This window comes from Geodermatophilus sp. SYSU D00779 (assembly GCF_054050595.1).
Window position 1 is genome coordinate 11,999 of record NZ_JBJGZQ010000027.1, and the last position, 21,875, is coordinate 33,873.

Sequence of the window (21,875 nt, forward strand, 5' to 3'; positions counted from 1 at the left end):
TCTGCCGTGCCGCCGTCCGCCGCGCCGTCCGGCGGGAGGCCCTGGGCAGGCGGCCCGGGCGTGGTGACGTCCTGGGACGGCCCCGCGTCAGGGCCCCGCCCGAGCGTGCGAGGGATGGGGGGGACGCGGGGTCCTCCTACTCGACGGTGACGCTCTTGGCCAGGTTGCGCGGCTGGTCGACGTCGTAGCCGCGGCAGTCGGCGATCTCGCAGGCGAGCACCTGCAGCGGCACCGTCGTCACGATCGGTGCCAGCAGCGTCGGCGTGCGGGGCACCCGGATGACGTGGTCGGCGTAGGGCAGGACGTCGTCGTCCCCCTCCTCGGCGATCACGATGGTGCGTGCCCCACGGGCCCGCACCTCCTGGATGTTGGACACGACCTTGCCGTGCACCGACTCCCGCGAGCGCGGCGAGGGGACGACGACCACGACCGGCGTGCCCTGGTCGATCAGCGCGATCGGCCCGTGCTTGAGCTCACCGGCGGCGAAGCCCTCGGCGTGGATGTAGGCGAGCTCCTTGAGCTTGAGCGCGCCCTCCAGCGCCACGGGGAAGCCCACGTGCCGGCCGAGGAACAGGATCGTGTCGGCGTCGGCCAGCGTCCGGCCCAGCGCGCGCACCGGCTCCATCTGCGCGAGCACCTGCTCGACGGCCTGCGGCAGGCCGCGGATGTCCTCGACGATCGCGGCGACCTCGTCGGCGTACTTGATGCCGCGGATCTGGGCGAGGAAGAGGCCGACCAGGTAGCAGGCGACGATCTGCGCCAGGAAGCTCTTGGTCGACGCGACGGCGATCTCGGGGCCGGCGTGGGTGTAGAGGACGGCGTCGGACTCGCGCGGGATGGTCGAGCCGTTGACGTTGCAGATGGCCAGCGTGCGGGCCTTCTGGTCGCGGGCGTGGCGCAGGGCCATGAGGGTGTCCATCGTCTCGCCGGACTGGCTGATGACGACGACCAGCGTGGAGCGGTCGAGCACCGGGTCCCGGTAGCGGAACTCGCTGGCCACCTCGACCTCGACCGGGATGCGGGTCCAGTGCTCGATGGCGTACTTGGCGATCAGGCCGGCGTGGTACGAGGTCCCGCAGGAGACGACGAAGACCTTGTCGATGTCGCGCAGGTCCTGGTCGGGCAGGCGTACCTCGTCGAGCACCAGCCGCCCGTCCTCGCCGAGCCGGCCCAGCAGGGTGTCGGCGACCGCCTGCGGCTGCTCGGCGATCTCCTTGAGCATGAACCAGTCGTGACCGCCCTTCTCGGCGGCCGCGGCGTCCCAGTCGACGGTGTAGGCCGTGGGCTCGACGACCGTGCCGTCGAAGTCGGTGACGGTGACCCCGCGCTCCCGGTGGATCTCCACGACCTGGTCCTGGCCCAGCTCGCGGGCCTCGCGGGTGTGCGCGATGAAGGCGGCGACGTCGGAGCCGAGGAAGTACTCCCTGTCGCCGACGCCCACGACCAGCGGGCTGTTGCGACGGGAGGCGACCAGGGTGTCGGGCTCGTCGGCGTGCGAGGCGACCAGGGTGAAGGCGCCCTCGAGACGGCGGCTGACGGCGCGCATCGCCGCGGCCAGGCGGCCGGGGCCCTCCGGCGTCCCGGCGTAGGTCGTCGCCAGCAGGTGCGCGGCGACCTCGGTGTCGGTCTCGGAGGAGAACTCGACGCCGGCCGACTCGCACTCGGCGCGCAGCGCGGCGAAGTTCTCGATGATCCCGTTGTGGATGACCGCGACCCTGCCGTCCGCGGACAGGTGCGGGTGGGCGTTGCGGTCGGTCGGCCCACCGTGCGTCGCCCAGCGGGTGTGCCCGATGCCGATCGTCGACTCGGGCAGGGGCTGGTCCGCGAGGACCTTCTCCAGGTTGGCCAGCTTGCCGGCCTTCTTCGCCGTCGCCTGCCGACCGTCAGCGAGGACGGCGACGCCCGCCGAGTCGTACCCCCGGTACTCCAGCCGGCGCAGACCCTCCAGGACGACGTCCAGGGCGTTCTGCGGGCCGACGTATCCCACGATGCCGCACATTCCAAGGAGGTTACCGGCGGGACCGGACCCGTCCGTCCCTCACACGAGTGGGAACGACAGATGTGACAGGTGTGTCAGTCCACGGCGGCGACGATGTCGGCGAGGCGCCTCGCGATGGCGTCGGCGCGCTCCTGGGTGGGCGCCTCGACCATCACGCGCACGAGCTGCTCGGTGCCCGAGGGGCGCAGCAGCACCCGGCCGTCGTCCCCCAGCTCGGCCTCGCACAGGTTGACCGCGGCGGCCACCTCGTCGCTCTCCACGACCGCCAGCCGGTCGCGCACCGGCACGTTGACCAGGGTCTGCGGCAGCCGGTGGACCACCGAGGCCAGCTCGGCCAGCGACGAGCCGGTCTCGGCCATCCGGGACAGCAGCGACAGGCCGGTGAGCAGCCCGTCGCCGGTCGTCGCGTGGTCGAGGAACACCAGGTGGCCGCTCTGCTCGCCACCCAGGCTCAGCCCCTGCGCCCGCAGCGCCTCGAGCACGTACCGGTCGCCGACGGCGGTGGTGTGCACGGCGATGCCGGCGTCGCGCATGGTGTGGTGGAAGCCGAGGTTGCTCATGACCGTGGCGACGACGGTGTCGCCGGTGAGCCGGCCGTGCTCGTGCAGCCCGAGCGCGCAGATGGCGAGGATCGCGTCGCCGTCGACGACGTCGCCCTCGGCGGTGACGGCCAGGCAGCGGTCGGCGTCGCCGTCGTGCGCGATGCCGAGGTCGGCGCCGTGCGCCCGCACGGCCTCGGTCAGCGGGCCGAGGTGCGTGGAGCCGATGCCGTCGTTGATGTTCCAGCCGTCGGGCTCGCCACCGATGACGTGCACGGTGGCCCCGGCGCGCCGGTAGACCTCGGGCGCGCACACCGCGGCGGCGCCGTGGGCGCAGTCGACGACGAGGGTGAGGCCCGACAGGGGCCGCTCGACGGTCGAGAGCAGGTGCTCGACGTAGACCGCGCCGGCGTCGGTGAGGTCGGAGACCCGGCCGATCTCGGCGCCGGTGGGGCGCGGCCCGTCGGTCTCACCGGCGGTCACGGCCTGCTCGATGGCGGCCTCCACCGCGTCGGGCAGCTTGTGGCCGCCCCGGCTGAAGAGCTTGATGCCGTTGTCGGGCATCGGGTTGTGACTGGCGGAGATCATCACGCCGAGGTCCGCGCCGGTGTGCGCGGTGAGGTGCGCGATCGCCGGGGTGGGCAGCACCCCGGCCCGCAGCACCTGCGCACCGGCGCTGGCGAGGCCCGCCACCACGGCGGCCTCGAGCATCTCCCCGCTGGCGCGGGGGTCACGGCCGACGACCGCGACGGGACGCTGGGTCCCGTCGCGGTCGGCGAGCACGCCGGCGGCAGCACGTGCCACCGAGAGGGCCAACTCCGGCGTGAGGTCGGCGTTGGCCCGACCCCGGACGCCGTCGGTCCCGAAGAGGCGACCCACGGGCGTACCGGTCAGCGCTTGGAGTACTGAGGCGCCTTGCGGGCCTTCTTGAGCCCGTACTTCTTGCGCTCCGTGACGCGGGCGTCGCGGGTGAGGAAGCCGGCCTTCTTGAGGGCCGGACGGTCCTCGGCGTCGACCTCGACCAGGGCGCGGGCGATCGCCAGGCGCAGGGCGCCGGCCTGACCGCTGACGCCGCCACCCCGGAGGATGCCGACGACGTCGTACTGCTCGGCCCGCTCGACGGTGACCAGCGGCTCACGGATGAGCTGCTGGTGCACCTTGTTCGGGAAGTACTGCTCGATGGTGCGGCCGTTGAGGCGGAACTGGCCGGTGCCCGGCAGCAGTCGCACGCGGACGACGGCCTCCTTGCGGCGGCCGACGGTCTGCACCGGACGCCCCTCGGCGTCGGTCACGGAGAGGGCGGTCGTCACTGGGCCACCTGCTTGATCTCGAAGGGCTGGGGCTGCTGAGCGGCGTGCGGGTGCTCGGGCCCGGCGTACACCTTCAGCTTCTTGAGCATCTGACGGCCCAGGCTGTTGTGCGGCAGCATGCCCTTGATGGCGCGCTCGATGACGCGGTCGGGGTGCGTGCGCAGCTGGTCGCCGACGGGGATCCGCTTGAGGCCACCCGGGTAGCCGGAGTGGCGGTAGGCGATCTTCTCGTCCCGCTTGGAGCCGGTCAGGGCCACCTTGCCGGCGTTGACGATGACGACGAAGTCGCCGACGTCCACGTGCGGGGCGTACTGGGGCTTGTGCTTGCCGCGGAGCAGGATCGCGGTCTGGCTGGCCAGTCGACCGAGCACCACGTCGGTGGCGTCGATGACGTGCCAGGCCCGGCTGACGTCGCCGGGCTTCGGGGTGTACGTGCGCACGGCGCTCGTGTCCTCCGTCGTCGTCGGATCGGCTGGTGGGATCGCCTCACCGAGCACGGGAGACGGTGCGGCACGCGGACACCAGCCGGCCGCGCGCACCAGCCGACCACGATACCAGCGCCGCAGGGTCCTATCGGTCCTGGCCCCGCTGCAGGGGCCCACCGCGAGCCTGCGAGTGGTGGGGGGCAGCGGGGTCCTGTATCTCGCGGAGCACCCCGGTGTCGACGTCGTAGACGGTGCCCCGGACCTCGCGGGAGAGCAGGTAGGGGCTCTCGTGGATCAACCGCATCGACTCGCGCACGTCCTCGTCGGCGTCGCGGAAGGCGCGCACCGCCCACGGTGGGCGGCGCCCGGTGGCCTGCTCCACCAGGTCGGCGAACGAGTTGTCGTCGGTGGCCTGCAGACCGCACTGGGTGTGGTGCACCAGCAGGATCTCGCGGGTGCCCAGCACGTGCTGCGAGACCGTGAGCGAGCGGACGACGTCCTCGGTGATCACGCCGCCGGCGTTGCGGATGACGTGCGCGTCGCCGACCTCGAGGCCGAGCATCTGGAACAGGGGCATCCGGGAGTCCATGCACGCCACCACGGCGACGCGGCGGGCCGGACGTACGTCCTTCGAGCCGGGGAACCGCTGCGCCCACTCGGCGTTGGCCGCCAGCATCCGGTCGATCTCGCTCATGCCCACCCCTCGGTCCACCCCGTCCGTCGGTACCGCTGGGACCCTAACCGGGAGCTCAGCGCCTCCGTACCCGGCGCACGACGTCCCCCAGTGCGCCGGGGTCCAGCTGCGGGCGGCCGCCGGCGTGCGCCACGGTCAGGGCGGCGGCGGCCGACGCGGCCCAGGCGGCGTCCTCCGGGGGAGCACCACCGAGCAGCGTCGCGACGAGCGTGGCGACGTAGGCGTCCCCACCCCCGGTCGGGTCCACGGGCTCCTCGCCGAGCGACGGGACCAGGACGTCGCCGTCGGCCCAGCCGGGGTCGACCTCCAGCTCCTCCGCGGCGACGCCGAACCGCGGCCCGGCCCGCCACGCGACCAGATCGCACTCCTCCCCCACGCCCAGCGACCACCCGCGCCCCGGCGGTGAGCAGCTCGGCCGCCACGTCCCGGGCGTCGTCCACCCCGGACAGGTCCCGACCGGCGAGCTGCCGCGCCTCGGTGGCGTCGGCGCGCACCACGTCGGCCCGGGCCAGCACCGCGTCGCGGGTCGCGTCGTCCTCCGGCGCACCGTCGACAGCGACCACCGCGCCCTCGGGCACCCGCTGCAGCGCGGCGACCACGGCGGCCCCCGGCTGCTGCAGCTGCAGGCTCACCACCTGCGCGGCGGCGAGCTGGTCGGTGGCCGCGGCGACGTCGTCCGGGGTGAGCAGGACGGCGTCGGGCACGTCCTCGAGCAGCCGACTCACCCCGCCGTCCTCCACCAGGTCGACCAGCAGCGCGGTGGCGGCGCCGCGGCGGCGCACCACGGCGGAGACGTCGATGCCGTCGGCCGCGGCCTGCGCGACCGCCTGGGTGCCCGCGGGGTCGTCGCCCACGACTCCGACCAGCGCCACCGGCACGCCGAGCTGCGCCAGCGCCACCGCCTGGTCGGCGCCCTTCCCGCCGAGCAGCTCGCGGCGCTCGCCGACCGTCGCCGAGCCGCCGGGCCCGGGCAGGGCGGGGGTGCGGAGCACGAGGTCGCGGCCCACCTCGCCCAGGACCACGACGTCGGCCATCCCTGCTCCCCCTCCCGGTGTCCCTGCCGCCGGTGCGCCTGACGTGGATCGGTCAGGATGTGCCCCGTGCGCACGGTCGAGGAACACCAGGCGGTCGTCACGGCGCTGCTCGCCCCGCTGGGCGAGGAGGAGGTGCCGCTGGCGGCCGCGCACAACCGGGTGCTCGCCCGTGACGTGACCGCGCGGGTGTCGCTGCCCGGTTTCGACAACTCCGCGATGGACGGCTACGCCACGCGCGCGGCCGACGTCGCCGACCTGCCCGTCCGGCTGCCGGTCGCCGACGACGTCCCCGCCGGGCGCACCGACGTCCGCCCGCTCGAGCCCGGCACGGTGCAGCGGATCATGACCGGCGCGCCGCTCCCCGAGGGCGCGGAGGTCGTCGTCCCGGTCGAGCTGACCGACGGCGCCACCGACGTCGTGGAGATCCGCGACGCGCCCACCCCCGGCACCCACGTGCGGCGGGCCGGCGAGGACATCACCGCCGGCACGGTCGCCCTCACCGCCGGCACCCCGCTCGGCGCCGCGCAGCTGGGCCTGGCCGCCGCCGTCGGCGTGCGGACGCTGTGGGTGCGCCGCAGGCCGCGGGTGCTGGTGCTCTCCACCGGCAGCGAGCTGGTCGAGCCCGGCGAGCCGCTGCTGCCCGGGCAGATCTACGAGTCCAACTCCGCACTGCTGGTCGCCGCCGTCGAGGACGCCGGGGGGACGGCGCGGCGGCTGCACTTCGTCCCCGACGACGTCGACCAGTTCCTCGCCACGGTCCGCGCCGAGCTGGCGAGCGCCGACCTGCTGATCACCAGCGGCGGGGTCAGCGCCGGCGCCTACGAGGTGGTGAAGGACGCCTTCCGCACCCTGGGCACCGTCGATTTCGTCAAGGTCGCGATGCAGCCCGGCGGCCCGCAGGGGGCCGGCACGGTGGACGGCGTCCCGGTGGTCACCCTGCCCGGCAACCCGGTGAGCTCGTTCGTCTCCTTCGAGGTCTTCGTCCGCCCGGCGCTGCGCCGGGCCCTCGGCCACGCCGACCCCGGCCGGCTGCGCGCCCCGGCGACGCTCACCGCCGCGCTGCGCTCCCCCGCCGGGCGCCGCCAGTTCCTGCGCGGCCGCTACGACGCGGGCACGGTCTCGCAGGTCGGCGGGCCCGGCTCGCACCTGGTCGCCCACCTGGCCCGCGCCAACTGCCTGGTCGTCGTCCCCGAGGACGTCACCGAACTGCCCGCCGGCGCCCCGGTCGACGTCGTGCTGATCGAAGGAGCACTCCAGTGAACGAGCTCGCGAGTCCACCGACGAGCAGAGCGCGTCTGGCCACGAGGCCGACGAGCGCCGGCGAGGAGGACTCGTGACCTCCGAACCGCGTCTGACGCACGTCGACGAGGCCGGCGCCGCCCGCATGGTCGACGTCTCCGCCAAGCCGGTCACCGCCCGGGAGGCCACCGCGGCCGGCCGGGTGCTGGTCAGCCCCGAGGTGGTCGCGCTGCTGCGCGGCGAGGGGGTGCCCAAGGGGGACGCCGTCGCCGTCGCCCGGATCGCCGGCATCGCCGGGGCCAAGCGGACGCCGGACCTCGTGCCGCTGTGCCACCCGATCGCCCTGCACGGCGTCACCGTCGACGTGACCGTGGCCGACGACGCCGTCGAGATCGTCGCCACCGCCCGCACCGCCGACCGCACCGGCGTGGAGATGGAGGCGCTCACCTCGGTCGCCGTCGCCGGGCTGACCGTGATCGACATGGTCAAGGCCGTCGACCCGCGCGCGGCCATCACCGACGTCCGGCTGCTGGCCAAGTCCGGCGGCAAGAGCGGGGAGTGGCGGAGATGAGGGAGCTCGCGAGCTCATCCGGCGACACAGCGGCCACGCGAACGCGTCCGACGAGCGCAGCGAGGAGGACCGCGTGAGCAGCCTGCCGGCCGACGCCCGCGCCGTCGTCGTCACCGCCTCCAACCGCGCCTCCGCCGGCGTCTACGAGGACCGCAGCGGGCAGGCCCTCGCCGAGGGGCTGCGCGCGCTCGGGTTCACCGTCGAGGGGCCGCACGTGCGCCCCGACGACGCCGCCGAGCTGGAGATGGTGCTGCTGGAGGCCATCGGGTCCGGTGCGGACGTCGTCCTCACCACCGGCGGCACCGGGCTCTCCCCCACCGACGTCACCCCCGAGGCCACCCGGCGGGTGCTCGAGCGCGAGGCGCCCGGCATCGCGGAGGCGGTGCGGCGGTACGGGGAGTCGAAGGTGCCGACCTCGGTGCTCTCCCGCGGGATCGCCGGGACCGCCGGGCGCACGCTCGTCGTGAACCTGCCCGGCTCCACCGGCGGCGTGAAGGACGGCCTCGCCGTCCTCGGCCCCCTCCTCCCCCACGTGGTCTCGCAGCTCCGGGGAGGAGACCACTGAAAGAGGACCCCGTCCCCCTCACGCCTCGCAAGCTCGGCGCGAGCCTCCGGACGGGGCCAGGCGACCGGGTGGTGTGGCGCCTCACGTGGGTCGACGACCCGCTGGGACCTGGCAGCACGGAGGTGAGCTGGCGCACTCGCCCTCCCGGAGTCGGGGTGACCGACGGTGTCCTCCTCGAGCGCGGTCCCCTGGTGGCCTGGTGGGACGGCATCGACCCGGGCCACGTCCCGTCGCGGGGCCGCCTGGTCGCCCAGCTGCACGGCGGCCTCGTGCCGGACGTGCCCAGGGTGACCGGAACGGTCGCGGGCGTGTACGTGATCACCCAGGCGTACCGGCGCACCGGATTCCGCGGCTACGAGCCCGTCCCTGGCGACTTCGCCCTGCGGGCCGTCGCCCGGGCACCGAGGTGGTTCCACCGCCGCTCGGGCCGGGACGATCACCCGGACGTCGACCGGCGGGACGACGGGGTCCTGGTCCGGCTGGCCCTCAACGGGTCGCGCGGTTGATCATGTGGTTTCTGCCGCTGACACGCGCCGACACGCCGCCGAGCGCGGCAACGAGCCCGTGATCAACGGGGATCCGGCTGGTCCGGCAGGACGATCCGCTCGGGGCGGGTGTAGACGTTGCAGCCGTCGCCGCGGAGGAAGCCGACCAGGGTGATGCCGACGTCGGCGGCCAGCTCCACCGCCAGGGACGACGGCGCCGACACCGCGGCCAGCACCGGGATGCCGGCCATCGCCGCCTTCTGGGTCAGCTCGAAGCTCGCCCGCCCGCTGACCATGAGCACGTGCCCGGCCAGCGGCAGCCGCCCCTCGCGCACCGCGTCGCCGATCACCTTGTCGACGGCGTTGTGCCGGCCGACGTCCTCCCGCAGGGCCACCAGCTCGCCGTCCGCCGTGAACAGCCCGGCGGCGTGCAGCCCGCCGGTCTTGTCGAACACCTGCTGGGCCGCGCGCAGCCGGTCGGGCAGGGCGAGCAGCGTCGCCAGGGGCAGCCGGACGTCGTCCCCGGCGACGTCGTGCCGCGTCCTCGTCCGGATCGCGTCGATGCTCGCCTTGCCGCACACGCCGCAGGAGCTGGAGGTGTAGAAGTTCCGGTCCAGCGCGGTGTCCGGGGGCTCCACACCGGGCGCGAGGTCGACGTCGACGACGTTGTAGGTGTTGCGGCCGTCCTCGTCGACGGAGTTGCAGTAACGCAGCCCGGCGACGTCGTCCGCCGACCGGATCACCGCCTCGGTCGCGAGGAACCCGTGCACCAGGTCGAAGTCGTCCCCCGGCGTGCGCATCGTGACCGCCAGCGGCGTCCCCGCCAGGCGGATCTCCAGCGGCTCCTCGGCCGCCACGGTGTCCGGGCGGGTGCTGTGCGCCGCACCGCGGATCCGCAGCACCGGTGTCCGGCTCGTGACTCGTCCCACGGAGCGCGACGGTACCCACGTCCGGGCCCTACGGTCGCTGCGTGCCCGCGCTGCCGCCCTACGCCGCCGTCGTCCTCGCCGGGGGCCGCGCGGCGCGGATGGGCGGGCAGGCCAAGCCGCAGCTGGACGTCGGCGGCCGCACCATCCTCGAGGCGGTCCTGGCCGCCGTCCCCGACGCGTCCCCGCGGATCGTCGTCGGCCCGCCGCAGCCGGTGCCGCCGGACGTCCTCGTCGTCCGCGAGGACCCGCCCCGCGGTGGGCCGGTCGCGGCGATGCGGGCCGGGCTGGCGCACGTCCCCGGGGACGTGGTGGCGCTGCTCGCCGGCGACCTGCCGTTCCTGACCCGCGGGCTCATCGACGCGCTGCGCGAGCGGCTGACCGGCGACGGCGTGCTGGTGGTCGACGACACCGACCGGGACCAGCTGCTGCTCGGCGTGTGGCGGACGGCGGCGCTGCGCGCGGCGCTCGCCGACGTCGACGGGCCGACCTCGGTGCGCCGGGTTCTCGCCCCCCTCGCGGTGCGCCGGCTGCACCCGGAGGTCGGGCCCGGGCAGCCGCCGCCGTGGACCGACTGCGACACCCCGGCCGACCTCGCCCGCGCCCGGGCGGCCGCCGCCCGCCGGGTTCCGCGCCGGCCCCGGGGGTAGGGGCGGCCCATGCGCATCGTCATCGCCGGGGCCCACGGGCAGGTCGCCCGCCGCCTCGGCCGCCTGCTGTCCGGTCGCGGCGACACGGTCGTCGGCATCGTGCGCAACCCCGCGCACTCCGACGACCTGCGCGCGGACGGCGTGGAGCCGGTGGTCCTCGACCTCGAGCAGGCCGGCGTCGACCAGGTCGCCGAGGTGGTCTCGGGGGCGGACGCCGTCGTCTTCGCGGCGGGCGCCGGCGCGGGCAGCGGCGAGGCCCGCAAGCACACCGTGGACAAGGGCGCGGCGCTGCTGCTCGCCGACGCGGCCGAGCGGGCCGGTGTCCGGCCCTACCTGCTGGTGTCGTCGATGGGCGTCGAGCAGGCCCGCCAGGGGACGCCGCGGGGCATGGACCCGGTCTTCGCCGTCTACCTGCAGGCCAAGCTGGCGGCCGAGGACGCCATCCTGCCCCGGCCCGGTCTCGACACGGTGGTCCTGCGACCCGGCCGGCTCACCGACGACCCGGGCACCGGCCGGGTCACCCTGACCCACGGCGTGGAGTACGGCGAGGTGCCGAGGGACGACGTCGCCGCGGTGCTGCTCGCGCTGCTGGACGCCCGCAAGACCGACGAGGTCGTGGAGCTGGTCAGCGGAGACACCCCGATCGAGGAGGCGGTCGCCGCTCTGCCCTGAACGGCGTCAGGAGCGCAGGGCGCGGGTGACCTCCGCCCGGGCGGCCAGCTCGTCGTCCGGCGGGTAGTCGACGGCCACCAGCGTCAGCCCCCCGGCCGGGACGACCGGCACCTCGCTGGAGCGCTCGGTCCGGCCCAGCAGTCCGGCCGGCCACTCCGGCGGACGCCGGCCCTCCCCCACCGCGGTGAGCGCACCGACGAGGCTGCGCACCATCGAGTGGCAGAAGGCGTCCGCGGACGCCCGCACGGTCACCAGGTCGCCCTCCCGGGTCACCGCCAGGGTGACCAGCGTGCGGATCGTCGTCGCGCCCTCGCGGTGCCGGCAGAAGGCCGCGAAGTCGTGCAGGCCGAGCAGCGGTGCCGCGGCGGCGGCCATCGCGTCGGCGTCCAGCCTGCGGGGCCAGCCGACCGTGTCGGCCCGGCGCAGCGGCGACGGCCCGCTGTCGGCGTCGGTGAGCCGGTAGACGTAGTGCCGGCGGAGCGCCCCGAAGCGGGCGTCGAACTCCGGCGGCGCCTCCTCGACCGCGTGGACGGCGATGTCGGGCGGCAGCACGCCGCGCAGCCGGCGCACCAGCCGCGGTCGCTGCTCCTCCCACACCGCGCGGGGGACGTCGGCGTGCGCGACCTGGCCGGTGGCGTGCACCCCGGCGTCGGTGCGGCCCGCGACGGTCAGCGCGACCGGTCGGCGCAGCACCCTGGCCAGGGCCTCCTCGAGGTCGCCCTGCACGGTGCGCTGGTCGGGCTGCCGCGCCCAGCCGTGCAGCGCGGTGCCGTCGTAGGCGATCCCCAGGCGGAGACGGACGAGCCCGCCACCGGGTGCGGTGGCGGGCTCGTGAGGAGTGCGGTGGGTGGTCAGCGACCGCTCACCGGGGGTCGGGAGCGGACTCGCCCCCGGGTGCCTGCAGGCCGGCGGTCGCAGCGTCACCGAGCTCCGCGGCCTCGACCTCGGCGGCGGCCGCGCGGGCCACGTCCGGCGAGAGCACCGGGTCGTCGACGACGGCGACGTTCTCGCGCTGCGGCTCCGGGGCCACGTCGTTGTCGTCCTGACGCTCGCCGTCCGGGTTGAAGACGTCCGCGACGACCTCCTGGGCCTCGGGGTCGACGTCGCCGGAGGTCACGGCCGGCGAGGTGTCGCCGCCGGGGCCGGTGGTCTCGCCGGCGAAGGTCGCCCCCTGGTCACCACCACCGGCAGAGACCCCGGCGGCACCGGCAGGGGCGCCCTCGCCCGGGTTCTCCCGCTCGGTCACCGCGTGCCGCCCGTGCCCTCGGCGTCGTTCGGGGACTCGGCGTCGACGGCCACGGTCTCGGCGGTCGCGTCCGCGTCGCCCGCGGCGGTCGCGCCCGCGGCGTCGTCCGTGTCGACGGCCTCGGCGTCGGTGGCCACGGCCTCGCTGTCGGCGGCGTCCGTGTCGGTGGTGTCGGTGTCGGCGGCCTCGAGGGCGTCGGCGGTGACCTCACCGGCGGCGGAAGCGGCACCGGCACCCGAGGCGGCACCGGCGAACCGCGTGCCCCGGGCACGCTCGGCCTCGCCGACGGCCTGCTGGGCCACGGTCAGAGCCTCCACCAGCTCGATGACCGCCATCGGGGCGTTGTCGCCCTTGCGCGGGCCCACCTTGGTGATGCGGGTGTAGCCACCCGGACGGTCCGCGAAGCGCGGGCCGATCTCGGCGAACAGCGTGTGGACGACGTCCTTGTCGCGGATCGTCGTCATCACCTGACGACGGGCGTGCAGGTCACCGCGCTTGGCGAAGGTCACCAGCTTCTCGGCCAGGGGACGCAGCCGCTTGGCCTTCGCCTCGGTGGTGGTGATCCGCCCGTGCTCGAACAGCGACGTGGCCAGGTTGGCCAGCATCAGCCGCTCGTGCGAAGGGGAACCGCCGAGACGGGGGCCCTTGGTGGGGGTGGGCATGTCGGTCCTTCCTCAGGCTGCCGGGCCGCGGTGCCGGCTGCGTTCCATGGTGGTGCTGACGTCTCGTGCGCTGCGCGCGGGTGGTGCCTCCGGGCCAGTGTGGCGGGCCCGGCAGCGGTGCCGGACGGCGGGTCGCCCCGCCGTCCGGCCCGGCCCGCTGCAGGGTCCCGCCGCGAGCCTGCGAGCGGTGGGGGCAGCGGGGTCCTCGTTCAGAGCTGCTCGGTCTCCTGGTAGGAGCCGTCGTCGTACTGCGCCTGGTCGTAGCCGGCGGCGAACTCACCGTGGCCCTGGTAGGCGTCGGTCTCGTAGCCCTCGTCGTAGCTCTCGACCGAGGTGGGGATGAACCCGGGCGGGCTGTCCTTGAGCGCCAGGCCCATGGCCGCCAGCTTCATCTTGACCTCGTCGATGGACTTGGCCCCGAAGTTCCGGATGTCCAGCAGGTCCGCCTCGGAGCGGGTCACGAGCTCACCGACGGTGTGCACGCCCTCGCGCTTGAGGCAGTTGTAGGACCGGACGGTGAGGTCCATGTCCTCGATCGGCATCGAGAAGTTGGCGATGTCGGCGGCCTCGGCCGGGCTCGGCCCGACCTCGATGCCCTCGGCGTCGATGTTCAGCTCGCGCAGCAGGCCGAAGAGCTCCACCAGGGTGGAGCCGGCGCTGGCGATGGCGTCGCGGGGGGCGATCGACGGCTTGGTCTCGACGTCGACGACCAGGCGGTCGAAGTCGGTCCGCTGCTCGACGCGGGTGGCCTCGACGGCGTAGGTCACCTTGAGGACCGGGGAGTAGATCGAGTCGACCGGGATGCGGCCGATCTCCTGGCCGGGCTGCTTGTTCTGCGGCGCCGGCACGTAGCCGCGGCCCCGCTCGACGACCAGCTCGATCTCCAGCCGGCCCTTGCCGTTCAGCGTGGCGATGTGCAGGTCGGGGTTGTGCACCTCGACACCGGCCGGGGGCGCGATGTCGGCGGCGGTCACCTCACCGGGGCCCTGCTTGCGCAGGTACATGGTCACCGGCTCGTCGGAGTCGGAGCTGACGACCAGGCCCTTGAGGTTGAGGATGATCTCGGTGACGTCCTCCTTGACGCCCGGCACGGTCGTGAACTCGTGCAGGGTGCCCTCGATCCGGATGCTGGTGACAGCAGCGCCGGGGATCGACGACAGGAGGGTGCGGCGCAGCGAGTTGCCGAGGGTGTAGCCGAAGCCGGGCTCCAGCGGCTCGATGACGAACCGCGAGCGCTGCTCGGAGATGGTCTCCTCGGTCAGCGTCGGACGCTGTGCGATGAGCATGGTGATGTTCTCCTCGATGTCCTCCGGCGCCCGCCATATGACGCCGTGAGGGGGTGGTGCGGGCCCCGGCGGACATCTGTCCGACCGCCGGAGCCGGCCTGGTGCAGGAGCTGTGCGCTCCTGCACCAGGCGGCGAGCAGCTACTTGGAGTAGAGCTCGACGATCAGCTGCTCCTGGACCGGGGTGTCGATCACCTGGCGGGCCGGGACGCTGTGGACCAGCACGCGCAGCTGGCTGCTGATGACCTCCAGCCACGGCGGCACGGGGCGCTCGCCGGCGCGGGCCTGGGCGACCTCGAAGGGCAGCATCCGCCGCGACTTCTCGGCGACCTCGATGATGTCGTTGGCGCTCACCCGGTACGACGGGATGTCGACCTTGCGGCCGTTGACCCGGATGTGGCCGTGGCGCACCAGCTGGCGGGCCATGTCGCGGGACTCGGCGAAGCCGGCCCGGTACACGACGTTGTCCAGGCGCGACTCGAGGATCTGCAGCAGGACCTCACCGGTCTTGCCCGACTTCTTGTTGGCCTCTTCGTAGTAGCCGCGGAACTGCTTCTCCAGGACGCCGTAGATGCGGCGCGCCTTCTGCTTCTCGCGCAGCTGCAGCAGGTACTCGCTGTCCTTGCTGCGGCCCCGGCCGTGCTCGCCCGGCGGGTAGGGCCGGATCTCGATCGGGCACTTCGGGGACTCGCACTTGCTGCCCTTGAGGAACAGCTTCATCTTCTCGCGCCGGCACATGCGGCAGTCGGCTCCGGTGTAACGGGCCACGTCAGGTACTCCTCGTCAGTCTCGTCTGTGGCCGGTCAGACCCGGCGGCGCTTCTTCGGGCGGCAGCCGTTGTGCGGCTGCGGGGTCACGTCCTGGATCTGACCGACCTCGAGGCCGGTGGCCTGGAGGGACCGGATGGCGGTCTCACGGCCGGAGCCGGGGCCCTTGACGAAGACGTCGACCTTGCGCATGCCGTGCTCCTGCGCCTTGCGCGCGGCGTTCTCGGCGGCCATCTGCGCGGCGAACGGCGTGGACTTGCGCGAGCCCTTGAAGCCGACGTGGCCGGCGGAGGCCCAGCTGATCACGTTCCCGGTGGGGTCGGTGATCGACACGATCGTGTTGTTGAAGGTGCTCTTGATGTGCGCGGCGCCGTGGGCGACGTTCTTCTTCTCCTTGCGGCGGACCTTCTTGGCACCAGCCGCGGCGCGAGCCCTGGGAGGCATGTCTCTCCGGTTTCCTTCTGATCAGTGGCCAGATGAGCACGAGCGGCGCGCCGTCGCTCCCGCCCTCACGGGTCGTGCGACGACGCGCCTCACGGCTTACTTCTTGCCGGCCTTCTTCTTGCCGGCGATGGTCTTGCGCGGGCCCTTGCTCGAGCGCGCGTTCGTGCGGGTGCGCTGCCCGTGCACGGGCAGGCCGCGGCGGTGACGCAGGCCCTGGTAGCAGCCGATCTCCACCTTGCGGCGGATGTCGGCGGCCACCTCGCGGCGCAGGTCACCCTCGACGCGGAAGTGCTCGTCGATGTAGTCGCGCAGCTTGAGCAGGTCCTCGTCGCCGAGGTCCCGGACGCGCAGGTCGGGGCTGACGCCCGTCGCGGCCAGGGTCTCCTTGGCGTGGGTCTTGCCGATGCCGTAGATGTAGGTGAGCGCGATCTCCATCCGCTTGTCGCGGGGGAGGTCGACGCCGGCCAGTCGTGCCATGTCCAGGTACTCCCTCAGCCCTGCCGCTGCTTGTGGCGGGCGTTGTCGCAGATGACCATGACCCGGCCGTGCCGGCGGATCACCTTGCACTTGTCGCAGATCTTCTTCACCGACGGCTGGACCTTCACCGGTGCCGCCCCTCATTCCTGTCGATCGTGCGCCGAGCGCGCCGGCCCCTCGGGCGGCGCGCGGCGGCGGTTACTTGTACCGGTAGACGATGCGACCGCGGGTCAGGTCGTAGGGCGAGAGCTCCACGACCACGCGGTCCTCGGGCAGGATGCGGATGTAGTGCTGGCGCATCTTGCCGCTGATGTGGGCGAGCACCCGGTGCCCGTTCTGCAGCTCGACCCGGAACATCGCGTTGGGCAGCGGCTCGACGACGCGACCCTCGACCTCGATGGCCCCGTCCTTCTTCGCCATGCCCGACACGGCCTCCCTGACTCGGTGGTACTGGTGTCCCTCGCGCGCTCACGCCGGAGCCCGGCGGACGCACTCGGAGGTGTACAGAACGGGTGGTGCAGGCGCTCCCGCGAGGGCGCCCCGCCTCGTACGGCCACAGCACGACGACAGGGCGGCGCAAACGCCGTCGTTCACTGTACCCCGCTACGACGAGGCGCTCCAACCCGGCCCTCGTCACAGCGAGGACCCCCTGCCCCCACCACCCGCGAGCTCGTGGCGGGACCCTGCAGGGGGCCACCCGGGACAGGGGGCCGTCGTTCCGTCTCGTTACGTACGGGGGGTGATCCCGTAGGGAGCCAGCCCCGCGACGCCGCCGTCCTCCGCCGTGAGGACCCACGGGCCCTCGGGGGTGATGGCGACGGTGTGCTCGAAGTGGGCCGCGCGCGACCCGTCCTTGGTGACCACGGTCCAGCCGTCCTCGAGCTCGACCGTGGCCGGGTCACCCACGGTGACCATCGGCTCGATGGCCAGTGCCAGCCCCGGCACCAGCCGTGGGCCGCGCCCGGCGCGGCCGTAGTTGAGCACGTGCGGGTCCTGGTGCATCTCGGTGCCGATGCCGTGCCCGCCGTAGTGGTCGACGATCCCGTACGGGTGCCGCTCGGCGGTGATCGTCTCCTCGACGGCGTGGCTGATGTCGGTCAGCCGCCCGCCGGCCAGCGCCTTGGCCAGGCCCGCCCACATCGACCGCTCAGTGACGTCGATCAGCGCCGCGTCCTCCGCGGACGGCGGTCCGACGGTCACGGTCACCGCCGAGTCGCCGTGCCAGCCGTGCAGGATGGCGCCGCAGTCGATGGAGATGTTGTCTCCCTCGGCGAGGGTGCGGCTCCGGTCCGGGATGCCGTGCACGATCTCGTCGTTGATCGAGGCGCAGATGCTGCCGGTGAAGCCGTGGTAGCCCAGGAAGGACGGCACGGCGCCGGCGCTGCGGATGTGGTCCTCGGCGATCGCGTCCAGCTCACCGGTGGTGACGCCGGGCCGGACCGCGGCGCGGACGGCCGCGATGGCCCCGGCCACGACGAGGCCCGCACCCCGCATGAGCTCGATCTCGTGCGGCGTCTTGATCTGGATCATCCGTCCACTCCACTTCGCCAGCAGCGGGATCCGGCCGAGGATCCCCGCCGCCGTCATCTGCGCCGCCTGCCCTCAGCCCGCGCCCGACCCGTCGGGACGCCCGCAGGCCTCGAGCGCGCTCATCGCCCGCTCGGTGACCTCCTCGACCGCGCCGATGGCGTCGATGCGGGTCAGCAGTCCCTCGGTGTCGTACCAACCCGACAGCGGGGCGGTCTGTTCCCGGTAGACCTGCAGCCGGTGCCGCACGGTCTCCGGCTTGTCGTCGTCCCGCTGGACCCACTCACCGTCGACGAGGACCCGGCGCCCGGAGAGCCGGCGCACCAGCTCGTCCTCCTCCACGACCATCTCGAGCACGCAGTCGAGGTTGTTCCCGAGCTCGCGCAGGGAGTCCCGCAGCTGCTCGGCCTGGGCGATCGTCCGGGGGAAGCCGTCGAGCAGGAACCCGCCCTTGGCGTCGGGCTCGGCCAGCCGGTCCCTGACCATGGCCACGGTGATCTCGTCGGGGACGAGGTCGCCGGCGTCCATGTAGCTCTTGGCCTGCAGCCCGAGCTCGGTGCTGCCGCTCACGTTGGCGCGGAAGATGTCACCGGTCGAGATGGCCGGGACGCCGAGCCGGCCGGCGATGATCTGCGCCTGGGTCCCCTTGCCCGCTCCGGGAGGGCCCAGCAGCACGACGCGCACTACTTCAGGAACCCTTCGTAGTTGCGCTGGTTGAGTTGCGTCTCGATCTGCTTCACCGTCTCCAACCCCACTCCGACCATGATCAGCACCGCGGTGCCACCGAACGGGAAGTTCTGGTTCTGCCCCTCCTGCGTGATGGAGAGGAACAGGTTGGGCAACACTGCCACCAGCCCCAGGTAGATCGAACCCGGCAGGGTGATCCTGGACAGCACGTACTGCAGGTACTCGGCGGTGGGCCGGCCGGGGCGGATGCCCGGGATGAAGCCGCCGTAGCGCTTCATGTCCTCGGCTCGCTCCTCCGGGTTGAACGTGATCGACACGTAGAAGTACGTGAAGAAGACGATCAGGCCGAAGTAGATCGCGATGTGCACCGGGCTGCTCTGGTCGATGACGTAGTTCTCGAAGAACTGACGCACCGGGCCGGTCTCGTCACCCTGCAGCTGGGTGATCAGCTGGGGCAGGTAGAGCAGCGACGAGGCGAAGATGACCGGGATAACGCCGGCCTGGTTGACCTTCAGCGGCAGGTAGGTCGACGTCCCGCCGTACATGCGGCGGCCGACCATGCGCTTGGCGTACTGGACCGGGATGCGCCGCTGTGCCTGCTCGACGTAGACGACCGAGCCGATGACGACCAGGGCCAGGAGGCAGACGAGCGTGAAGACGACGCCGCCGCGGGTCTGCAGGATCGCGCCGCCCTCGGCCGGGATCCGGGCGGCGATCGAGGTGAAGATCAGCACGGACATGCCGTTGCCGATCCCCTTCTCGGTCAGGAGCTCGCCCAGCCACATGATCACGGCGGTACCGGCGGTCAGCGCGACCACCAGGACGACCGTCGTCCAGATGGAGTCCGACGGGATGATGTCCTGCGAGCAGCCGGGGAAGAGCTGACCGCTGCGGGCCAGGGCGATGATGCCGGTGCTCTGCAGGATCGCGAGGGCGATCGTGAGGTAGCGGGTGTACTGGGTCAGCTTCTGCTGGCCCGACTGCCCTTCCTTCTTCAGCTGCTCGAAGCGCGGGATGACCACGACCAGCAGCTGCACGATGATGCTCGCCGTGATGTACGGCATGATGCCGAGCGCGAAGACCGACAACCGCAGCAGCGCGCCGCCGGAGAAGAGGTTCACCAGCGAGTAGAGGTCCCGCTGGTCGGAGGCCTCGGCCTGCTCGAGACAGCTGTTGATGGCCTCCACCGAGACGCCCGGCCCGGGGATGGCGGCACCCAGGCGGTACACGGCGATGATCGCCAGGGAGAACAGCAGCTTGCGCCGGAGGTCTGGCGTCCGGAACGCCGCGGCGAACGCCTGCAGCACGTGCCCTCCCCTGCTCGGTCGGATGAGATTAGCAACGAGCCCGGCCGCTCGATGGGAGGGCCGGGCAGCAGATGACCCCGGGGCGCAGCGGGTGCCCCGGGGTCATCGGCGATCAGATGCGGGTGGTGCTGCCCCCGGCCGCGCCGATCTTCTCGGCAGCGGACGCGGAGAAGGCGTGCGCGTGCACGTGCACCTGGACACCGCCCAGGTCGCCGGTGCCGAGGACCTTCACCGGCTGGCCACGGCGCACGGCGCCGGCCTCGGCGAGGGAGTCGGGGTTCACCGAGCCGCCCTGGGGGAACAGAGCCGCGATCCGGTCGAGGTTGACGACCTGGAAGACGACCTTGTTCGGGTTCTTGAAGCCCGAGAGCTTGGGCAGCCGCATGTGCAGCGGCGTCTGCCCGCCCTCGAAGCGCGCGGAGGTGTTCCCGCGCGCGCCGGTGCCCTTGGTGCCGCGACCGGCCGTCTTGCCCTTGGAGCCCTCACCGCGACCCACGCGGGTCTTGGGGGTGTGGGCGCCGGGGGCCGGACGGAGGTGGTGGACCTTGAGAGTCATGTCAGCGTCCCTTCTCGCCCGTGGCTCGGCTGATCTCTTCGACGGTGACCAGGTGCGGCACCGTCGCGACCATCCCGCGGATCTCGGGACGGTCCTCCTGGACGACCGAGTCGTTGACCCGCTTGAGCCCCAGCGAGCGCAGCGTCTGGCGCTGGTTGGGCTTGGTGCCGATCGCCGACCGGATCTGGGTGACCTTCAGCTGCGCCATCTCAGACCCCCTGGCCCGCACGCGCCCGCAGCATGGCAGCGGGAGCGACGTCCTCGAGCGGCAGACCGCGGCGGGCCGCGATCTCCTCGGGACGGACGAGTTCCTTCAGCGCCTGCATGGTCGCGTGCACGATGTTGATCGGGTTCGACGACCCGAGGCTCTTGGAGAGCACGTCGTGGATGCCGGCGCACTCGAGCACGGCACGCACCGGGCCACCGGCGATGACACCGGTACCGGGGCTGGCCGGCTTGAGCAGCACGACGCCGGCCGCCGCCTCACCCTGCACGGGGTGCGGGATGGTGCTGGCGATGCGCGGCACCTTGTAGAAGTGCTTCTTGGCCTCCTCGACGCCCTTGGCGATGGCCGCGGGCACCTCCTTGGCCTTGCCGTACCCGACGCCCACGGTGCCGTCGCCGTCGCCCACGATCACCAGGGCGGTGAAGCTGAAGCGCCGACCACCCTTGACGACCTTGGACACGCGGTTGATGGCCACCACGCGCTCGATGAAGTTGCTCTTCTCGGCAGGCGCGCCGCCGGGCCCCCGCCCGCCGTCACGACGGTCGCGGCGGTCGTTGCCGCCGCCGGCGCCGCCGCCGCGTCGCTGTGGTCCTGGCATCAGACGTCCCTCTCGATCTGCTTGTAGCTCATCAGAAGTCCAGGCCGCCCTCGCGGGCGCCGTCGGCCAGCGCCGCGATGCGGCCCTGGTACCGGTTGCCGCCCCGGTCGAAGACGACCGCGGTGATGCCGGCGGCCTTGGCGCGCTCGGCCACCAGGGCGCCGACCCGGCGGGCCAGCGTGGACTTGTCGCCCTCGGCGCTGCGCAGGCTGGCGTCCAGCGTCGAGGCACTCACCAGGGTACGGCCGACGGTGTCGTCGACGACCTGGACGTGGATGTGCCGCGAGCTGCGGTTGACCACCAGGCGCGGGCGCTCCGGGGTGCCCGCCACGCGCTTGCGCAGCCGGGTGTGCCGGCGCAGGCGGGCGACCCGCCGCGCGGTGCTGACGTCGGTGCCCACGGGCTTGTGCACCCGAGCACCGCTCTTCTCGGTCTGTGCCATCACTTACCCGTCTTCCCGACCTTGCGCTTGACGACCTCGCCCTGGTACCGCACGCCCTTGCCCTTGTACGGGTCCGGACGGCGCAGTCCACGGATGTTGGCCGCGACCTGGCCCACCAGCTGCTTGTCGATCCCGGTCACCCGCAGACGGGTCGGGGACTCGACGGTGAAGGTGATGCCCTCGGGGGCCCTCACCGGCACCGGGTGGCTGTAGCCCAGGGCGAACTCGAGGTCCGACCCGCGGGCCTGCACGCGGTACCCGACGCCGACGATCTCGAGGGTCTTGGTGTAGCCCTCGGTGACGCCGGTGATCATGTTGGCGATGAGCGTGCGCGACAGCCCGTGCAGGGCCCGGCTCTCCCGCTCGTCGTCAGGGCGCTGCACCTGCAGCGTGCCGTCCTCGCCGCGCTCGACGGTGATCGGCGAGGCGACGGTGTGGTTCAGCGTGCCCTTGGGACCCTTGACGCTCAGCGTCTGGCCGTCGATGGTGACGTCCACACCACCGGGCACGGGAATCGGCAGTCGTCCGATCCGCGACATGTC

At 73.3% G+C, this 21,875-nt stretch carries 30 protein-coding genes and 1 pseudogene; 6 read left to right on the forward strand and 25 right to left on the reverse strand.

Annotation, left to right across the window (positions count from 1 at the left end; all coding sequences use genetic code 11):
* Window positions 1-136: 136 nt before the first annotated feature.
* The 7 genes and pseudogenes from glmS to ACI79G_RS19580 form a co-directional block, all read right to left on the reverse strand.
* Window positions 137-1,999: a glutamine--fructose-6-phosphate transaminase (isomerizing) gene (gene glmS / locus ACI79G_RS19550; RefSeq protein ID WP_456882763.1), complete on the reverse strand. Its 1,863-nt coding sequence runs from the start codon at window positions 1,997-1,999 to the stop codon at window positions 137-139.
* Window positions 2,000-2,073: 74 nt separating this feature from the next.
* Complete coding sequence (glmM, locus tag ACI79G_RS19555) at window positions 2,074-3,417, reverse strand: phosphoglucosamine mutase (RefSeq protein WP_456882764.1); 1,344 nt, start codon at window positions 3,415-3,417, stop codon at window positions 2,074-2,076.
* Between the two features lie 11 nt (window positions 3,418-3,428).
* Window positions 3,429-3,848 carry a 30S ribosomal protein S9 gene (gene rpsI, locus ACI79G_RS19560; protein ID WP_091213367.1) on the reverse strand — a complete coding sequence of 140 codons (420 nt, stop codon included), beginning with the start codon at window positions 3,846-3,848 and terminating at the stop codon, window positions 3,429-3,431.
* Complete coding sequence (gene rplM, locus ACI79G_RS19565) at window positions 3,845-4,288, reverse strand: 50S ribosomal protein L13 (protein WP_456882765.1); 444 nt, start codon at window positions 4,286-4,288, stop codon at window positions 3,845-3,847. The genes rpsI and rplM overlap by 4 nt, the downstream gene beginning before the upstream one ends.
* Before the next feature lie 130 nt (window positions 4,289-4,418).
* The gene (locus ACI79G_RS19570) at window positions 4,419-4,967 is read right to left on the reverse strand and encodes a beta-class carbonic anhydrase (RefSeq protein WP_456882766.1); all 549 of its coding nucleotides are present in this window, start codon (window positions 4,965-4,967) and stop codon (window positions 4,419-4,421) included.
* Window positions 4,968-5,022: 55 nt separating this feature from the next.
* Window positions 5,023-5,514, reverse strand: a complete 492-nt coding sequence (locus tag ACI79G_RS19575; protein WP_456882814.1) for a PfkB family carbohydrate kinase — start codon at window positions 5,512-5,514, stop codon at window positions 5,023-5,025.
* Window positions 5,408-6,001: pseudogene (locus ACI79G_RS19580) on the reverse strand (PfkB family carbohydrate kinase); the annotation flags it as partial. The pseudogene ACI79G_RS19580 and the gene ACI79G_RS19575, both read right to left, overlap by 107 nt.
* A gap of 57 nt (window positions 6,002-6,058) precedes the next feature.
* Here ACI79G_RS19580 and moeA point away from each other — a divergent pair.
* The 4 genes from moeA (at window position 6,059) to ACI79G_RS19600 (ending at window position 8,882) form a co-directional block, all read left to right on the forward strand.
* Entirely contained in the window at window positions 6,059-7,261 is a 1,203-nt protein-coding gene (moeA, locus tag ACI79G_RS19585; protein WP_456882767.1) for a molybdopterin molybdotransferase MoeA, read from the forward strand.
* A 73-nt stretch (window positions 7,262-7,334) separates the two neighbouring features.
* Entirely contained in the window at window positions 7,335-7,811 is a 477-nt protein-coding gene (moaC, locus tag ACI79G_RS19590) for a cyclic pyranopterin monophosphate synthase MoaC (RefSeq protein WP_456882768.1), read from the forward strand.
* Between the two features lie 73 nt (window positions 7,812-7,884).
* Entirely contained in the window at window positions 7,885-8,376 is a 492-nt protein-coding gene (locus ACI79G_RS19595; RefSeq protein WP_456882769.1) for a MogA/MoaB family molybdenum cofactor biosynthesis protein, read from the forward strand.
* Window positions 8,377-8,444: 68 nt separating this feature from the next.
* Complete coding sequence (locus tag ACI79G_RS19600; RefSeq protein ID WP_456882770.1) at window positions 8,445-8,882, forward strand: DUF6578 domain-containing protein; 438 nt, start codon at window positions 8,445-8,447, stop codon at window positions 8,880-8,882.
* 62 nt (window positions 8,883-8,944) lie between these two features.
* Here the strand turns inward: ACI79G_RS19600 and fdhD are convergent, their stop codons facing one another.
* Window positions 8,945-9,790, reverse strand: coding sequence for a formate dehydrogenase accessory sulfurtransferase FdhD (fdhD, locus tag ACI79G_RS19605; protein WP_456882771.1), 846 nt, complete (start codon window positions 9,788-9,790; stop codon window positions 8,945-8,947).
* Window positions 9,791-9,831: 41 nt separating this feature from the next.
* On the opposite strand from fdhD, the gene mobA reads away from it, so the two are divergent.
* Entirely contained in the window at window positions 9,832-10,437 is a 606-nt protein-coding gene (mobA, locus tag ACI79G_RS19610; protein ID WP_456882772.1) for a molybdenum cofactor guanylyltransferase, read from the forward strand.
* A gap of 9 nt (window positions 10,438-10,446) precedes the next feature.
* Window positions 10,447-11,109: an NAD(P)-binding oxidoreductase gene (locus tag ACI79G_RS19615; RefSeq protein WP_456882773.1), complete on the forward strand. Its 663-nt coding sequence runs from the start codon at window positions 10,447-10,449 to the stop codon at window positions 11,107-11,109.
* A 6-nt stretch (window positions 11,110-11,115) separates the two neighbouring features.
* Here ACI79G_RS19615 and truA read toward each other — a convergent pair whose 3' ends face one another.
* The 17 genes from truA to rplF all read right to left on the reverse strand — a co-directional run bounded on the left by truA (window position 11,116) and on the right by rplF (window position 21,872).
* Window positions 11,116-12,033: a tRNA pseudouridine(38-40) synthase TruA gene (truA, locus tag ACI79G_RS19620; protein WP_456882774.1), complete on the reverse strand. Its 918-nt coding sequence runs from the start codon at window positions 12,031-12,033 to the stop codon at window positions 11,116-11,118.
* Window positions 11,972-12,355: a hypothetical protein gene (locus ACI79G_RS19625; protein ID WP_456882775.1), complete on the reverse strand. Its 384-nt coding sequence runs from the start codon at window positions 12,353-12,355 to the stop codon at window positions 11,972-11,974. The genes truA and ACI79G_RS19625 overlap by 62 nt, the downstream gene beginning before the upstream one ends.
* Window positions 12,352-13,017, reverse strand: coding sequence for a 50S ribosomal protein L17 (rplQ, locus tag ACI79G_RS19630; RefSeq protein WP_456882776.1), 666 nt, complete (start codon window positions 13,015-13,017; stop codon window positions 12,352-12,354). The genes ACI79G_RS19625 and rplQ overlap by 4 nt, the downstream gene beginning before the upstream one ends.
* A gap of 209 nt (window positions 13,018-13,226) precedes the next feature.
* Window positions 13,227-14,303 carry a DNA-directed RNA polymerase subunit alpha gene (locus tag ACI79G_RS19635; RefSeq protein ID WP_446768793.1) on the reverse strand — a complete coding sequence of 359 codons (1,077 nt, stop codon included), beginning with the start codon at window positions 14,301-14,303 and terminating at the stop codon, window positions 13,227-13,229.
* Window positions 14,304-14,443: 140 nt separating this feature from the next.
* On the reverse strand, window positions 14,444-15,070 hold the full coding sequence (gene rpsD / locus ACI79G_RS19640) for a 30S ribosomal protein S4 (protein WP_091213385.1): 627 nt from the start codon (window positions 15,068-15,070) through the stop codon (window positions 14,444-14,446).
* Between the two features lie 35 nt (window positions 15,071-15,105).
* Window positions 15,106-15,513 (reverse strand): 30S ribosomal protein S11, encoded by a 408-nt coding sequence (gene rpsK, locus ACI79G_RS19645; protein ID WP_012950456.1) that lies wholly within the window; start codon window positions 15,511-15,513, stop codon window positions 15,106-15,108.
* 96 nt (window positions 15,514-15,609) lie between these two features.
* Window positions 15,610-15,990, reverse strand: a complete 381-nt coding sequence (rpsM, locus tag ACI79G_RS19650; RefSeq protein WP_072919093.1) for a 30S ribosomal protein S13 — start codon at window positions 15,988-15,990, stop codon at window positions 15,610-15,612.
* 14 nt (window positions 15,991-16,004) lie between these two features.
* Window positions 16,005-16,118: a 50S ribosomal protein L36 gene (gene rpmJ, locus ACI79G_RS19655; protein ID WP_012950458.1), complete on the reverse strand. Its 114-nt coding sequence runs from the start codon at window positions 16,116-16,118 to the stop codon at window positions 16,005-16,007.
* A gap of 70 nt (window positions 16,119-16,188) precedes the next feature.
* Window positions 16,189-16,410 (reverse strand): translation initiation factor IF-1, encoded by a 222-nt coding sequence (infA, locus tag ACI79G_RS19660; RefSeq protein WP_012950459.1) that lies wholly within the window; start codon window positions 16,408-16,410, stop codon window positions 16,189-16,191.
* 306 nt (window positions 16,411-16,716) lie between these two features.
* Entirely contained in the window at window positions 16,717-17,577 is an 861-nt protein-coding gene (gene map / locus ACI79G_RS19665) for a type I methionyl aminopeptidase (protein ID WP_456882777.1), read from the reverse strand.
* 15 nt (window positions 17,578-17,592) lie between these two features.
* A complete protein-coding gene (locus ACI79G_RS19670) occupies window positions 17,593-18,201 on the reverse strand; it encodes an adenylate kinase (protein WP_456882778.1) in 609 nt (202 codons plus the stop codon).
* A complete protein-coding gene (secY, locus tag ACI79G_RS19675; RefSeq protein ID WP_456882779.1) occupies window positions 18,201-19,511 on the reverse strand; it encodes a preprotein translocase subunit SecY in 1,311 nt (436 codons plus the stop codon). The genes ACI79G_RS19670 and secY overlap by 1 nt, the downstream gene beginning before the upstream one ends.
* A gap of 112 nt (window positions 19,512-19,623) precedes the next feature.
* Complete coding sequence (rplO, locus tag ACI79G_RS19680; protein WP_091213391.1) at window positions 19,624-20,067, reverse strand: 50S ribosomal protein L15; 444 nt, start codon at window positions 20,065-20,067, stop codon at window positions 19,624-19,626.
* A 1-nt stretch (window position 20,068) separates the two neighbouring features.
* Complete coding sequence (gene rpmD / locus ACI79G_RS19685; RefSeq protein WP_456882780.1) at window positions 20,069-20,275, reverse strand: 50S ribosomal protein L30; 207 nt, start codon at window positions 20,273-20,275, stop codon at window positions 20,069-20,071.
* Window position 20,276: 1 nt separating this feature from the next.
* Window positions 20,277-20,891: a 30S ribosomal protein S5 gene (gene rpsE, locus ACI79G_RS19690; protein WP_012950465.1), complete on the reverse strand. Its 615-nt coding sequence runs from the start codon at window positions 20,889-20,891 to the stop codon at window positions 20,277-20,279.
* 31 nt (window positions 20,892-20,922) lie between these two features.
* A complete protein-coding gene (rplR, locus tag ACI79G_RS19695) occupies window positions 20,923-21,333 on the reverse strand; it encodes a 50S ribosomal protein L18 (RefSeq protein WP_456882781.1) in 411 nt (136 codons plus the stop codon).
* Window positions 21,333-21,872: a 50S ribosomal protein L6 gene (gene rplF, locus ACI79G_RS19700; protein WP_091213397.1), complete on the reverse strand. Its 540-nt coding sequence runs from the start codon at window positions 21,870-21,872 to the stop codon at window positions 21,333-21,335. Before rplF ends, rplR begins: the two co-directional genes overlap by 1 nt.
* Window positions 21,873-21,875 lie beyond the last annotated feature (3 nt).

Bases quoted from the DNA above. Each gene is read 5' to 3' on its own strand.
- ACI79G_RS19635 (WP_446768793.1), bottom strand. From the start codon at position 14,303: ATGCTCATCGCACAGCGTCCGACGCTGACCGAGGAGACCATCTCCGAG.
- glmS (WP_456882763.1), bottom strand. From the start codon at position 1,999: ATGTGCGGCATCGTGGGATACGTCGGCCCGCAGAACGCCCTGGACGTC.
- rpsM (WP_072919093.1), bottom strand. From the start codon at position 15,990: ATGGCACGACTGGCCGGCGTCGACCTCCCCCGCGACAAGCGGATGGAG.
- rplO (WP_091213391.1), bottom strand. From the start codon at position 20,067: ATGACTCTCAAGGTCCACCACCTCCGTCCGGCCCCCGGCGCCCACACC.
- rpmD (WP_456882780.1), bottom strand. From the start codon at position 20,275: ATGGCGCAGCTGAAGGTCACCCAGATCCGGTCGGCGATCGGCACCAAG.
- rpsK (WP_012950456.1), bottom strand. From the start codon at position 15,513: ATGCCTCCCAGGGCTCGCGCCGCGGCTGGTGCCAAGAAGGTCCGCCGC.
- map (WP_456882777.1), bottom strand. From the start codon at position 17,577: ATGACGGCGGCGGGGATCCTCGGCCGGATCCCGCTGCTGGCGAAGTGG.
- infA (WP_012950459.1), bottom strand. From the start codon at position 16,410: ATGGCGAAGAAGGACGGGGCCATCGAGGTCGAGGGTCGCGTCGTCGAG.
- rplQ (WP_456882776.1), bottom strand. From the start codon at position 13,017: ATGCCCACCCCCACCAAGGGCCCCCGTCTCGGCGGTTCCCCTTCGCAC.
- rplR (WP_456882781.1), bottom strand. From the start codon at position 21,333: ATGGCACAGACCGAGAAGAGCGGTGCTCGGGTGCACAAGCCCGTGGGC.
- rpsE (WP_012950465.1), bottom strand. From the start codon at position 20,891: ATGCCAGGACCACAGCGACGCGGCGGCGGCGCCGGCGGCGGCAACGAC.
- ACI79G_RS19615 (WP_456882773.1), top strand. From the start codon at position 10,447: ATGCGCATCGTCATCGCCGGGGCCCACGGGCAGGTCGCCCGCCGCCTC.
- moeA (WP_456882767.1), top strand. From the start codon at position 6,059: ATGTGCCCCGTGCGCACGGTCGAGGAACACCAGGCGGTCGTCACGGCG.
- rplF (WP_091213397.1), bottom strand. From the start codon at position 21,872: ATGTCGCGGATCGGACGACTGCCGATTCCCGTGCCCGGTGGTGTGGAC.
- ACI79G_RS19570 (WP_456882766.1), bottom strand. From the start codon at position 4,967: ATGAGCGAGATCGACCGGATGCTGGCGGCCAACGCCGAGTGGGCGCAG.